This is a genomic window from Paraburkholderia kirstenboschensis, from assembly GCF_904848585.1.
In the GTDB taxonomy this organism is placed as follows: domain Bacteria; phylum Pseudomonadota; class Gammaproteobacteria; order Burkholderiales; family Burkholderiaceae; genus Paraburkholderia; species Paraburkholderia kirstenboschensis.
On record NZ_CAJHCR010000023.1, the window covers coordinates 48,804 to 62,332 of the forward strand.

Consider the following 13,529-nt stretch of genomic DNA (forward strand, 5'->3'; position numbering starts at 1 on the left):
CCCCCTTTACCGCCTGAGTGGCCCTTTCCGCCGAGTCGCGATGTTTCTGGTCGCACCTTCGGCGACCTTGTCGCGGTTCAATATCGCGGCGCCGGCGTCTGGCTCTGGGGGTGCCGGTGTGGCAGCCACGTCACTGCGGAGTTGGAGGCGGTGAAGAGCGGCCGAACACGGGATTGCGGCTGCCGTGAGCAGCGTCGTGTGTGGCGGTCCCGGCCAGGCTCACCTGCTCTGCGGGGAGGTGAGGTGTTTGGCCAGTTGACGACCGATCGATACGCTGGAGATGGCTTGTGGGTTTGCCGGTGTGACTGCGGTGGTAAGGCAACAGTGAGTGCCGGGCACCTGCGACTGGGTCGGGCGCGTTCGTGCGGCCGCTGCTCCAGCGCTTCGGCCGACTGAGCGGCACAGTCGGCTCGCCTTGTCATGGTATGCGCGGCTTGTTTATCAGACGCCCCACACCGCGGTGGTGGCCGGAAGTTTCTAATACATTCCTTGGAAGTCGCCGGCGATGTCTTGATATTAAGCCTGCCATGTCGCCTCCATCTTGACCGGCCCAACACGACCCACTCCGGTCAGATAACATTTTCCAAACTGGTCAGTCGCAGGATCAAGGTTTTGCAAACGCGAAGGCCACTAAGCAGCCGTTGGCGATCTTAACGAATCGGCCGTTACTTGCCTTTAGCACGGCTCCAGTTCCCGGACATTCGCGGGCTAACGGCTCTTCGATCATCCCGCAGTAAAGCGACGCTCTCAGATTGGTTGCACTGCCTGCCGTTCGCCTCACGGCTTCGCTGGCCTTACAATTCGAATCAGCGCGCTACCGCGCAACGACAAGCAGAGAGCGCATGAATATTGCCAAGGTCAAGATCACCAACTTCAAGTGTTACGAGGAGACTTTCACTCTAGCCTTGAACGGCGGCCTGAACGTCATCGTCGGTGCCAACGAGTCTGGAAAGACCACGATCCTGGAAGCGATCCATCTGGCGCTGACGGGGCTCCTGCACGGCCGGCCCCTGAAAAGCGACCTGACAAGCTATCTCTTCAACATGGCCGCCCAGACCAAGTACGTGCAGAGTCTCGTCACCGGTTCTCCGCTGCCGCCGCCAGCGATCACCATTGAATTGTTCTTCTCCGGGGATTCAAGCGAACTGGCTGAGCTGGAAGGCGATGGAAACTCAGAAAAGATCAAAGCTAGCGGCGTGGTCTACCGCATTGAATTCGACGAGGAGAACTACAAGGGGCCGTATGAGGCGCTGGTTGCGGCCGGCGAGCTGACCTCCATTCCGGTCGAGTACTACACGGCGACCATGCGCTCGTTCGCGCGCAAGGGCATCACCTCGCGTAGCATCCCGATCAAATCCGCCTTGATCGATTCATCAAGCGCCCGTTTGCAGAATGGCTCCGACGTCTATGTCTCTCGGATCATTCGCGACGTGCTTGAGGAGACCGAGCGGGCGTCGATTTCGCAGGCCCATCGAAAACTGAGAGAGGCTTTCGTCGAGGACCGAAACCTGCAGCTGATCAACGAGCGGATCACCAAGGCCGCCAAAATCAGCCAGAAGTCGGTCAGCATTTCGGTCGACTTGTCATCCCAGACCGCCTGGGAGAGCAGCCTCATGACGTACATCGACTTCATCCCCTTCCAGTATATCGGCAAGGGCGAGCAATGTGTGATCAAGACCAAGCTGGCCCTCAGCACCAAGAAAAACGCCGAGGCCACGGCCATCCTGCTGGAAGAGCCTGAGAACCATCTGTCGCACGCGCGGCTCAACGAACTGATCACCGACCTGACCGACCAGCACGGGCAGAAGCAGATCATCATTTCCACCCACAGCAGCTTTGTGGCGAACAAGCTTGGTCTCGATCATCTGATCGTGCTGCGTTACGGCAAGGTGGTGCGGATTTCGGAACTGGAGGCCCGCGATTTCTTCAAGAAGCTGGCGGGGTACGACACCTTGCGCCTGGTGCTGGCCCACAAGGCAATTTTGGTGGAAGGCGACTCTGACGAGCTCGTCGTCCAGCGGGCCTATATGGACTCCCACGGCGGACGGTTGCCCATCCAGGACGGCATCGACGTTATTTCGGTCGGCACCGCCTTCCTGCGCTTCCTTGAGCTGGCGAAGGCGCTGAAGATTCCGGTGGCCGTGGTGACCGACAATGATGGCGACACCGCCGCCGTCGAAAAAAAGTATGCCGCGTACAAAGGCGAAGCCTTAGTCAATATCTGCTTCGATCCCGTCGTCGACAGCGGCTCTCTGACGGTTAAAGGCAAAGCCTTCAACTACAACACGTTGGAACCGAAAATTCTGAAGGCGAACAGTCTCGCGACTCTCAACAGCGTGCTTGGAGCATCGGCGAAAACGGACGACGAACTCCGCATTCACATGCGAGCCAACAAGACCGAGAGCGCTTTGTCAATTTTCAATTCAACGACCGCGATCGCCTATCCCGACTACATCAAGCAGGCCATCGCGCTGTGACAGGCGAGAACAAGATCGTCATCGCCGCGGCCGGCTCCGGCAAGACGACTTACCTCGTCGAGCAGGCGGTGAAGATCAAGAGCGAGCGAGTCCTGATCACGACCTACACAGAGTCCAACGAGGCGGAGATTCGCCAGAGGTTCTTCGACCTCGTAGGTCGTGTGCCGGCCAATGTCGTGATCATGACCTGGTTCAGCTTCCTGATCACCCACGGCGTAAAGCCCTTCCAAGGCGGCCTGTTCGATGTTCCCCTCAGGGGCATGCTGATGGTCCAGGCGCAGTCGGGAATTCGCTTCCGCAACAACAAAGGCATCGCAGTGCCGTGGCCCGAAGAGGAGATCGGAAAGCACTTCTTCGACTCAACCGGACGGGTCTTTTCGGACAAGCTCCCCAAGCTCGTAATCCGGTGCAATGACATAAGCGGCGGCGCCGTCATCGATCGGCTTAGCCGCGTGTTCCCCCACGTCTTCGTCGACGAGGTCCAAGATCTGGCCGGCTACGATCTCGACATCCTGGCGGCGCTCGCCCGCAGTTCCGCGCGCTTGCTAATGGTCGGCGACCCGCGGCAAGTGACCTATCTGACCCATCATGAGCGCCGCCATGGTAAATACGCCGATGGCGGTATCGTCGCCTTTCTGAAGCAAGAGCTTCCCCGTAAGGTCGTTGTCGCGATTGACGAAACGAGTTTGAGCCGGTCGCATCGCAACAGCGCCGCCATCTGCGCCGTTTCCTCTCGTCTGTTTCCGGCGCTTCCCGCTAGCCAAGCCTGCGAGTGTGTTAGGTGCCGCAGAGGTCCGCAGACGGGCGCCGGTCTCTTCATCCTCAAGACCGCAGATTACGCACATTATCTGGCGAGCGTCAGACCGATGCAACTGCGCGACAAGATCACCAGCATTGGCGTCGACGAGAGGTCACCCGTGATGAATTTTGGAGAGTCCAAGGGGAGAGGATTTGACCATGTGGTCATCCTTCCCACGGTACCAATGCAAAAGTGGCTGGTCGACCCCACGGCCGAGTTGAAGGCTCAGAGTCGAGCCAAATTCTACGTCGCGCTCACGCGGGGTCGCCTTAGCGTGGCCATTGCGATGAATTGGGGAGGCACGCCGCTGCCTGCGGGCTTTTCGGTCTACGAGCGCGAGGCGCCAGTGTAACGTCGGCCCCGCCTCCGATTGGCGACTTGCGGACACCGCTCGATGGTCCGGCCGCGCTCGACACCGATACGCCCGCCTTCTTTCCAACACCTCGCCTCGGTGCAGTTGTTTGCTAATAAACAATAATCAACCTATGTCGACATTCGTCTGGAATCAATCGAAGACGGGCAAGGACGGTCATCTTGCGGCTATCAAGCACAAGTTAATCAACGCCCACATCATCTTGATGTGCACTGGTCATCTAAAGTAGGGTGGGATCAAAGCGCTTGCGGATGAATTGAAAGAAGCAAAGAAGCCGTCGATCGCGGAGCCCGCGTCATCTTTTATTCGAACGACAAACACACAGAACAGGAAGCCGCCGATAGACTGACCAAGCTCGGCGTTGAGCACATCATCGTAGATCACACGCAAACATATCTCCACACCAAGCTGTACTACTTCGAGGCGGACGATCAGTATTCAACAGTTGTGGGGTCGGCGAACATCACGGAGGCTGCGCTTACGTCGAATGAGGAGCTATCTTACGTTGTTAGCGGCATCAAGGGAGATGCTCAGCACCAGCAGCTCGCAGCGTATCTGGTGCGTTTAGACCGCATATGTCGCCACTACCAGGCTCCGAGGTTCGATAAAAATGGAAACCCGATACCGCTTGTTTATTGATGATATCCGTGACCCCGTCGCACCCAATTGGGTACTCGCACGTACGTCTTTTGAGGCCATCACAGCTCTCGAAGCTCGCGGCTGCCCCTTCGAAATTTCCTTTGACCATGACCTGGGCGGTGATGACACTGCAATGGTTGTGGCCAAGAAGCTCGTATCGATGGACCTCGATGCTGGCGGCGGATTCATCCCTACCGATTTCCTTTACTGAGTTCATAGCGCGAATCCCGTCGGCAAGGGCAACATCGAGGGACTGCTCGAGGCTTATCTGCGACATCGCGAGGTTTAAGTCGATCTGCCCGCGGTGTGCTGATCTCGGCGACGTTAGACGTCGCGATAACGTCGGGTGGACCTTTCGTGTCTAGACAGCCAAGCGCCAAACAAAGCAGACCCACTGTTTGTTGGCGTGGGATAACTCCCTGGCGACCCCTGCCTACAATCGACGCGAGCACTTCGGCCATTGCCGCCATTCGCTTTCTGTCACCGCACGGCCGGTCGACGCCGCTTTGCTGTCGTTGGGGGTTTGGCGCAGGTGAACGTCGGCTTCGCGGAATTGCGAATGAGCCTTCGCGACCCGTTCTGCCGGCGCTCGATAGATCGCAACAGCGTCCGGCTCACCACGGACGAGGCAACACCGTTGTTCGATTGCGTGGTGGTCACTAGAGAGGCGCCGTTGCTACGCGAGATAACCTAGTTCTTTGGTCTTGGAAACAACGCGTTCCAAGGTTCCTGCCCGCTTGTACTAGAGTGCAGGAGTGGTAATGTGTTGTTCGGAACGGTATCCGGGAACACAAGCAGAGCGCCCTGGTCAGCATATCCCAAAGGTGCGCTTCTTTGGACTCGCTGTCCAATGCGTTGACAGAGTTCTTTAGCGCGCCCGCGTTCCTCAGCCGACTGCCAGATTTTGGTGCCCCCATCCTCGAACGCCAAGCAAGACTCGTCTATCGGATGAAGCACTGTCAGTTCGGAATCAATGGCCAACTTGCTCAGCGTCTCTCGCACCTTTTGTTCGCCGCGCTTTGTTGCCGTTAAGGCAACTACGAGCAACACCATGTGCCGTTCCACGAACAGCGCCTCATTCTGCTTGACAAAATTCTCGACGTTTGAACCGAGCGATCGCCCTGATCCAATGAAATCATCAACGATGACCACGGCGCAGACGCTGCATTCGGCTTGATCTTCATATCGTTGCAGAGCCTTCTCGAACCCATCTGCTGGTAGAAGGGCTTTGCTCCAGATCTTGTTCTCCTCAGCATAAAGAGCTGCGTGCTTATTGCCGCTTTTGCCTTCACCATCGACCCAAGTGATCGCAATATCCTTCCGTCGGTCAGTACGTTTCTCAGACACAAACGGCGCGATTTGTCTCGCAACAAGCGCATGAGCATCGCGAAGAGAATGCCGCACTTCCAGAGATGAAACAAAGCGTAGCGCTTTCAGCAACTTGAGCAGAAGCCGCTGCTCCTGCGACGACTTGACTTGTTCTAACCATGACCTGATTCTCTCTGCACCGACTTCCCGGCCTTGGTAAGGGCCCCAGCGCTCTGCGAGTTCCACCAATTCCGAGGAAGTAACTCTTGCTTCTTCATCGGCCTGTTGTTCGGCGGTTTCGTATTCTTCGGCGAGCGCGTCAGACATCAGTCGTGCTGCACCGGCCTCTGTCAGCCATCGCTGGAAGATCGGAATCGAGAACTGGAACGTGGTGTGTTCAACAGTCTCCACCAAGATTCCCCGACGAATGTAATCGTTGAATATTGGGGCGATCTCGTGTTGTGCGATCTTCAGTCCTTGGCGGAACTGCGCAATTGTCTCTACGCTGACAAGTTGACCACTTTTAAGAGATCTAGCGCAGGCGGACAGGAATCGTCGGCGATTAAGCTCGATTATTTCCGCACGTTCGCGGTCGTCACTGATGCCGTCTTTCCATAAGTGCGCGAACGAGTTACTGTCCATCTCACTTACTACTCGGTCCTCACACCGCTGAACATCGGTCTCCGTAACAACGGCATCCCTCTCGTCCACTGCACGCTGATATACCGCGGCACAAAGTAGTTTCGTGTAGTAAGGATGGCCGTTTGTGGCGTTGAATACAGCCTGAACCGCCGCATCGCTCCACGTTAGGACACCGCGCGAAGGTTTTCGGACGAGTTCAACGTAATCTTCCCACTCCGAGGCGCTTGAAAAATAGTCAAGTCCTTCGCTAACGAATCGGTTCAGTTGGTCACCTTGTGCCGACATGACAAACGGCATCTTCTCGCCACCCACTAATAGAAAGGAGATGTTGCGCTTCGAACTCAAGGTTCGGAGGTTCGAGAAGAACGCCTCTGCCAATGGTCCGAACCTGTACATCTCAGGATGTATTTCGTCGAATTCATCGAGTATCAGAAGAACTTTACGGCCTGGCGACTCTCGCGCAAGCACGTCCGCCAGTCTCGAGAGCGGAGCAATGGAGCCTCGAAAGTTCAGCTTTGTCTCGTCGACGTCCGCCTGGATGTAGGAGGCAAGGAAACCTGCTATCTCGGTGCCAAGTGCTTCGACCGTCTCGACCGGGTCCATACGCGAATATTGACCCCATTCGAGATAAAGGACCGCAAAGCGAGAGTCAGCAATAGTCAGTACACTTTCCACAGCGCGAGCGAGCGACGTCTTACCGACGCGCTTTTGACCAGTGATGAAAGAGGAACCCATCCGGTCCTTCTGGAAGCGACCGCAAAGCGCGTTCAGCTTTGAGGTCCTTCCTACAAATTCCTCGCCTTCGGCCACGTCAGTACTATACGGATGATGCTGTCGCGCTTCCAACCAATTGATGTTCGAATCTTGACTCATCAATGTCACTGGTAGGAGCACCGATCGACGAGATGTCTCCCCCATGACGTCCCATTCGAACGTAACGGCTAGTTTCGCGCTATCGGTGGCCTTTGTGACCATCACTTCGAACGACAGAGAGAAGTTGCCCGGAGGAATATCTCCGAGGCTGACGGCCGGATCGAAGTCAATGCAGTCCGAGTTCGTGCTGAGATAAGCCGTGCAATTGCCAGCGACGCCAGGGCCATCATTTCGGAGCGGAATTGAGACCCGGACAATTCGCTCTACTTCGTGCAAGGGGTAATGCTTGTCCGCAATGTCTCGCCCACTGCCAACAGCGGTTATGTTACAGACAAACCTTGAGACCGCAGCAGCCGCAAGCTCTCTTAATGCAGTTAGAACGTCTGTCAGGCCTGACTTATAATAGTCGACCGTGAAGAAGTTAGAACATGCTTCGACCCAAACGCTTTCCGCTTCGATGAAATCGGAAAGTGCGTCCACTCGAGAACTAAAGGAATGGTCACGGCAGGACAGGATTTCTTCAGCGTCCGAAAGTATTTTGCTCAGAGCAGCCTTCACACGCTGTTGATGGAACGGCTGAAGATAAGCGGCGTTCCTGTCACTGGATACGGCTTTTATGATTGCTTGTCGATTGGTAAGGATCAGAGACAAGTCAGGCGTAAGCGACTGAAGGACTTGCAGTGATTCACAGATTTGCGAGTGAAACTTAGTCATCGCATCGAACTTCTCGAACGTCTGCGCATTCCTGTCGAAATTCAATCGCCTGCACAGATCGGGCGCGTGTCGCTCAACAAGTTGCACAAGCCTTCGATGCAGCTGATTTGCGGAGCTGTTCTCTGGAAGGACTCCCGGTTCACCTGCGATTCTGAGCAGCACAATGGCGGCCGTGCGTTGCGCCGCCGACACTGGCGATTCCAGCGCGACGCCTATGGCATCTGGAAGCGACATGTTCGAGGCTGACTCTGCGTCGAAAAGAGATACGACATAACGGCTTACGCTTCGCCGTGCGTTGTGATAGTCGTTGTCCGGTCCACCGCCCTGCGGCAAAAGAGACAACTCGTATTCGACAGACTCCAGTGACGGTTGAACCTCGGCGCTAAGATCCATTCTCTTCTCGAAATAAGCCCAGTAGACAACTTCTAAACGGCAGCTCGTCGATCAAGCGTCGCCGGATTAAGCACTTAATAATGAAGTAGCACGCATATTAACATTGACCGTCGTGCTTCTCGTCGCGTCACAGCGTTACGCCACGTCCAAGACGGGCTCAGCTAGGAAATGGACTTGATGCTGCGGCGCAGCATCGACGCTAAGATGCGCGATATGTTCGTCTCCCGCGTGGACTGCAGTTTCGGCGGAAGGGCAAGCTGCGGCTTGATTGATGCGCACGACGGCAAGTGCAGGCGATCGTCCGGTCGCGCACGAAATGACCCTGCTCCCTCTTGTGAGCCGGGTTTTATCATCCATGCCTGCAGCGCGTCTACCTCTACTTGTACTCTTGGGGAATTCGGCCTTTGGCAGATCACAATGCGTCATCTCAAACATAAGTCGTGACTGGAAGCGGATCGCATGCGCGAAATGCAACTGTCCGAAGAGAGCATCGGCAGTACCCAGCGGTGACTGTTCCCACAGGTCATATGTCTTGGGGCCCACTTTGCAACTTCGGCGTCGAATCGAGATTCAGGTCGCTTGATACGTCCTCAACGCGAGCAAAGCATCTGTTCGAAACTAGCCGCAGATCCTACGTCGGCAAGGCTAACCATAGCAGTCGTTGGTAGTTGTTCATGCCGGCGACTGCTATGGCCGATTAACCGCCCCGTGAAGGCAAGCAAAAGATAGCGTTACTTCTAAAGCGCCCCTGATCGGTGCCGAGTCTAAGGATGAACAGGATTGAGAGCCGCGCCGTACGCAGGTTGTCGGCCAACTCTTCCAGCTAGTTATCCCGTAAGACCTCACCTTGGATACCCACATCGACTGCTTGGACGCAACTAGCGGTCTGGCGCCTATACCTCCGACCTATCGGATACAGCTACGCGGTAGTGCTTCCGCAGAGCACGTCCAGGATCCAGCAGGTCGTGCCGCTGTCAAAAATCGTACGGACGGCCCGTTGTCGAGACAGACGCCGGTTTCACGCGACCGCCCGGCTACGCTAGCAAATTTAACACTCCTCGGTGGCTTGCAGATTCTGGTGCAATTCGCGTGCGATTCAACTGGTAGCGTCAATGGACACCGCTAGTAATATTACCGATCCGCAGCGCATGGAATTGTATGGCCGGAGCCGATGTATCCGTTGACTTATCGATATAGAAATTATAGCGTTACGGGGCGTTCGCCGCCGAGTAGATCGCTTGTGGGTGGGGCCGCCTATGCGGTGCCGCTCCAGTACAAAGGCGTCAGCTTGACTATCCGGCAAGCATGCAACGTCCTAGAGAAAACGTTATGAACTACGAACTGCCGCGTCCTGCAAAGCTCCTTGTCGCAGTTGAGAGCAAATACCTCGGCTTCGACGTTGGGCGAACGCACAAGGCGGGCAAGAAGGTCAAAGTGCAACGCAGCCCGGCAGATGTTGGTCTGTTCATCATTTGGTTCGGGAAGGCTGAAATTGCCAAAATCCCCGCCCTCCAACTCACGCAAACCATCGAATACACCGACGTCTGATCAAAAAATTGTAAGCTGACTTTGAAGGGTGGTTCGCGGCAATGCGCCAAAGGAGTATTGGCGAATTGGTCTGAGAAGGCCGGGAATTTGTTGTTCGGTTGTCGGCGTTCAACAAGGTTAGCGGAGCGGGCGCAGTGGACTTACCCGGTCGCACCTACCAGACAGGTGTCGCAATCGGCGTGCGCAACTTCTTCGGAGCGTAGTCCAGAATTGTCGTGAAACCTACAGTCGGGAGGCCTCAGGTGCCCTTTGCGGCTTTGGCAAAAGCTTCCCCGAGCTTGTCGAAGTGCCGCAGTGCTGCAGGCGTAAGCTCAATCTGCTTGCGGCGTGCGTCTTCGGTATCGCTCAACGCAATCCAGCCTTTTTCTCGCATCGAGGTGATACGGGCATGCAGCGTAGCGGGCGAACCAAGCTGGCTTTGGGCCATCATGTCCCGCACCGAAAGGCGGTCGCTTTTCTGCATTGTGCGGGCGACAAATTCGAGGATTTTCTCTTCGAGCGGATCGAGAGCAGGGAGCGCGGGCAAACCGCGAAGCGCTTCAGTCAGTTGCAGGAATCGCAGGTAGATATCAGCGGGACGTTTCATGGTTTGCGCACCGACCAGGCTGAGGAACGCTCGGCGGCGCTCCGGTAAGCTATCATGCGGCCAATCGAAGGAGTGGCAGGATTATATCGCGATGGATAGCTTACGTTTGCATTTCTGGTCCATAACAGGCACCCTGGGCGCGTTTGTGGCGTCCCTGTGGATTAATCAGGTGGTCTTCACGGATACTTCGTTTGTACGAGGCATCAACTGGATTTTTTTACCGTCAGGCGTGCGGCTCCTCGGCACGTTGCTGGTTGGCTTTGATGGGTTCGTGGGTCTGCTGGTTGGCGGTCTGCTTATGGACTTTTTCTATTGGTTTCCCCATGACCCGGTTCGCGCAATCGCGGGAGCTATTCTGGGTTCGCTGGCTCCCTATCTGGTCTACCGGCTTGCGCTTGAGTACTACGATCTGCGCGCATCGCTGACGAACCTGACGCCGAAGCGGCTTCTGGTGCTGGCCGTCGCCTATTCGGTAGCGAATCCGCTATTTCATCACTTGTGGTTCGCACTGACCGGTGCGACGAAGAACTGGTTCGAGAGCTTCTTCAGCATGTTCGTAGGCGACCTGACGGGCGCGCTCATCATGCTGTATGCAATGAAGGGAATATTGGCCTTGTTGCCGAAGCAACCGGGAAATTCACACATGTCGAATCGCATGTTCAGTATTCAGTCGGCTTTAAACAGCGCGTACGCCAACCAGTTGAGTGCGAAGCGCACGTGAGTGACGAGCCCTCGGCTGGGTGAAGGGATGATGGTGGAAGAAAGACGTCTGTTTTTAGCTATTCGAAAGCTTTTTCCATGCATTGCGCGGGCGACCTGGGCCCGTGCACTGGCCGTGCTGTATGCGATCAAAGAAATCCTGACGCAGCTGCCGAACGGCCGCTCGGCTCGCTCGAAACGGACGTGTCCTCACAGGCCTTCCGATATAAACAACATAGCATAGCGAGCGCATCGAGCCACACCAGTTATTGCGCTTAGCGCCTGCCAGATTGTGTGACGGGCAGTAGGCCTTCCAGACGGCCATGGAAGTCCAGCCAGTCGATCGCGAGCAACGGAATGCTGAGATCGCCGCGTGATCGGTATGTGAAGAATCGCATCCAGCCATCTATAAAGACATGACGCCCCGGGCGGAGCAGGCAAGGAGGTCTCGCTATAAAGCGATAACTGTTGGGCGCAAACTCTTCGGCGTCGCTTGGCTGGGATGCAATGGAACCGTCGAGTAAAGCGTTTGCATCATGGTTCATGCCACGGAGGTAATCCCCGACAGCCTCGCTCACCGATTGCGTGCAAAGCTCAATGAAAGACACGTGGACCTTATCAAGAGCTCCCGATGCAATCACCAGTTCCGCCATCTCGATGCTCGTGCGCCGGAGAGCCACCGACCTGGCGTAATCAGGCAGCGCACCAAATGTTGTTTCGCCGCTGCGCAGCGCATCCTGAAAAATCGGATAGCAGGCGAGCCATGGACCAGGAGCGCGATCTATCGGCTGGCGCACAGAGACCAACCGATTGATCCGGGCAGCGCGTTCCATTCCAGCATGTTCTCTCAGGTTCATTGTTATAAAAAGGATAACGATAAGGGCGCGAGTCTACAAGAGTCGTCGGATACGGCACATAGCCATAATTGGGTTGTCGGTCGCGTAGGGCAGGAACTTTAGAGAGAAGTGAAACTTTGGTGGCTGCAGAGCCATCAGGCCGGGCAGGGATAAGAATGTGCGCTTGCCCGGCAGCAAGCAACGCAGCACGGAGGCGCTCCACCTTGCGTCCGAATGAGGGATTGTTTCTGGGCAGACGATCTGACGGCGTTCTTACGATCCTGCGTGAAGACGGCCCTGACGCAACATTCCTTTCGTCTTACAGACAGGCCTGCGTTGGGACCTACTGCCTCGCAAGACGGGTTGCGGTAGCGGCATGAGTTGTTGGCGTCGGCTGCGTGACTGGCAGGCTCTGGCGATTGGAAGGCCCTAGCCAGTAAGGCCCCGATCGGAACCGGCTCGAGATGCGGGCGCACATAGGGCGCACCGTGCGGCGCTGACGGTCGAGTTTCGGTTCGGTCGTACGTTTGAGAAACGACGAGAGGCTATCGATGATGTCCGAAGATGTCGCGTCATTTGGGCCCTTGCCGGTATGATCATCGGCGGGCTGGTCAACTATCTGGCCAACCGAAGCGCGCGAGTGGCGCCTATCTCTGGCGAAAGATCACATTGCGCTTCGACAGAGTCTTTACGCCGCATGGCCACTCCTCAATACACCTACCGTACGACCTGGTCCGCCGAAGATGGCGAGCACGTTGGACTATGCGCCGAGTTTCCCGGCTTGTCGTGGTGCGCGACGACGCCCGAGGAAGCGCTCGGGCATCCGGCGCGTCGTCGCCGAGAGGGTTGAGGACCTGCGATCCAACAACGTACCGATCCCAGAACCGCTGTCCGCTGCCTAGAAGATCGCCGCGCCTCTCGTGCGCAGCGAACGACCGTTTACTCAATACAAGAACCGGATAGCACTGGAAACGAGTAGACCCCTTTACCGACCATGCCTCCCGCCGCGACCCTTGTGCCATCCAACAAGTATCCTCGGCGAACTTCCTTGAAGGAAGAACGATTTACTATTTGTCGTCAAGCCGCCGAGCGCTGGGTCCATGAAATGGTAAGTCGGTTCGTCGTATTTCTTTATGGTCACTCCATACAGCACAACGCAATGCCACCACGCAACCTCGCTCAATCGGTGTGCCACGTAAAGACACCCCAGATCGCGTAGCGTCGTTTCCATCGCTGTCACTGGAGGAAGGTCATCAACAACATTTGTCTTCATCCCCCAAGCTCTCGCCATGTCGATAAAAACCTGGGTATCTATGCCAAATCTGCCCATCGCCATCAACTGGCTCTGCGTCCATCGTGGTCCGTTCACGGCGACGAGCCACGATTCGAGTGCCGCAGCCCAACAGCTTTCGTTACTCGACTGGGTAACGGCCTTCGGTGGAGGCGTAATTTTGAATGACATCTCACGGAACCTCGAGAAAATAATCGATCGAATGACTACTTTTTGACATCGGTGGCATCGAGCGTCCTGTCTGCTCTTGAGCCGATCTATCCGACCAGCTAAACATGGAATGGCGATGGACAATGCCTTCACATCCCCGTAGTGAAATCCGAAGCCGTGGGCGTCCGGGGTCTTTGCAAG

General features: G+C 56.2%; 11 protein-coding genes and 1 pseudogene. 7 read left to right on the forward strand and 5 right to left on the reverse strand.

The genetic code is table 11. The features are described 5' to 3' along the window. The first annotated feature begins 842 nt into the window (after positions 1 to 842). Entirely contained in the window at positions 843 to 2,477 is a 1,635-nt protein-coding gene (locus JMY24_RS34015) for an ATP-dependent nuclease (protein ID WP_128598396.1), read from the forward strand. Further along, complete coding sequence (locus JMY24_RS34020; RefSeq protein WP_128598395.1) at positions 2,474 to 3,628, forward strand: UvrD-helicase domain-containing protein; 1,155 nt, start codon at positions 2,474 to 2,476, stop codon at positions 3,626 to 3,628. Before JMY24_RS34015 ends, JMY24_RS34020 begins: the two co-directional genes overlap by 4 nt. A 237-nt stretch (positions 3,629 to 3,865) precedes the next feature. Here the strand turns inward: JMY24_RS34020 and JMY24_RS38760 are convergent, their stop codons facing one another. Continuing rightward, positions 3,866 to 4,039 (reverse strand): hypothetical protein, encoded by a 174-nt coding sequence (locus tag JMY24_RS38760; protein WP_236597648.1) that lies wholly within the window; start codon positions 4,037 to 4,039, stop codon positions 3,866 to 3,868. Between JMY24_RS38760 and JMY24_RS39725 the strand changes: the two genes are divergently transcribed. Both JMY24_RS39725 and JMY24_RS34030 read left to right on the forward strand, forming a co-directional pair. Then, positions 3,995 to 4,288 (forward strand): phospholipase D-like domain-containing protein, encoded by a 294-nt coding sequence (locus JMY24_RS39725; RefSeq protein ID WP_413231290.1) that lies wholly within the window; start codon positions 3,995 to 3,997, stop codon positions 4,286 to 4,288. The genes JMY24_RS38760 and JMY24_RS39725 overlap by 45 nt on opposite strands. Next, on the forward strand, positions 4,260 to 4,499 hold the full coding sequence (locus JMY24_RS34030; protein WP_236597649.1) for a cyclic-phosphate processing receiver domain-containing protein: 240 nt from the start codon (positions 4,260 to 4,262) through the stop codon (positions 4,497 to 4,499). The genes JMY24_RS39725 and JMY24_RS34030 overlap by 29 nt, the downstream gene beginning before the upstream one ends. A gap of 479 nt (positions 4,500 to 4,978) precedes the next feature. Here the strand turns inward: JMY24_RS34030 and JMY24_RS34035 are convergent, their stop codons facing one another. Then, positions 4,979 to 8,218, reverse strand: coding sequence for a phosphoribosyltransferase-like protein (locus JMY24_RS34035; RefSeq protein WP_128598394.1), 3,240 nt, complete (start codon positions 8,216 to 8,218; stop codon positions 4,979 to 4,981). A gap of 1,329 nt (positions 8,219 to 9,547) precedes the next feature. On the opposite strand from JMY24_RS34035, the gene JMY24_RS34040 reads away from it, so the two are divergent. After that, the gene (locus JMY24_RS34040; RefSeq protein ID WP_128598393.1) at positions 9,548 to 9,766 is read left to right on the forward strand and encodes a hypothetical protein; all 219 of its coding nucleotides are present in this window, start codon (positions 9,548 to 9,550) and stop codon (positions 9,764 to 9,766) included. A 238-nt stretch (positions 9,767 to 10,004) separates the two neighbouring features. Here JMY24_RS34040 and JMY24_RS34045 read toward each other — a convergent pair whose 3' ends face one another. Continuing rightward, positions 10,005 to 10,352, reverse strand: a complete 348-nt coding sequence (locus JMY24_RS34045; RefSeq protein WP_116149580.1) for a winged helix-turn-helix domain-containing protein — start codon at positions 10,350 to 10,352, stop codon at positions 10,005 to 10,007. Between the two features lie 91 nt (positions 10,353 to 10,443). On the opposite strand from JMY24_RS34045, the gene JMY24_RS34050 reads away from it, so the two are divergent. Further along, the gene (locus tag JMY24_RS34050) at positions 10,444 to 11,073 is read left to right on the forward strand and encodes a hypothetical protein (protein ID WP_201703723.1); all 630 of its coding nucleotides are present in this window, start codon (positions 10,444 to 10,446) and stop codon (positions 11,071 to 11,073) included. Between the two features lie 253 nt (positions 11,074 to 11,326). Here JMY24_RS34050 and JMY24_RS34055 read toward each other — a convergent pair whose 3' ends face one another. Further along, positions 11,327 to 11,884, reverse strand: a complete 558-nt coding sequence (locus tag JMY24_RS34055) for a hypothetical protein (protein WP_128598392.1) — start codon at positions 11,882 to 11,884, stop codon at positions 11,327 to 11,329. A gap of 310 nt (positions 11,885 to 12,194) precedes the next feature. Here JMY24_RS34055 and JMY24_RS34060 point away from each other — a divergent pair. Next, positions 12,195 to 12,308 (forward strand): annotated as a pseudogene (locus tag JMY24_RS34060) (IS5/IS1182 family transposase); the annotation flags it as partial. A 564-nt stretch (positions 12,309 to 12,872) separates the two neighbouring features. On the opposite strand, the gene JMY24_RS39730 reads toward JMY24_RS34060, so the two are convergent. Next, positions 12,873 to 13,349, reverse strand: coding sequence for a papain-like cysteine protease family protein (locus JMY24_RS39730; RefSeq protein ID WP_128598391.1), 477 nt, complete (start codon positions 13,347 to 13,349; stop codon positions 12,873 to 12,875). Positions 13,350 to 13,529: the final 180 nt, after the last annotated feature.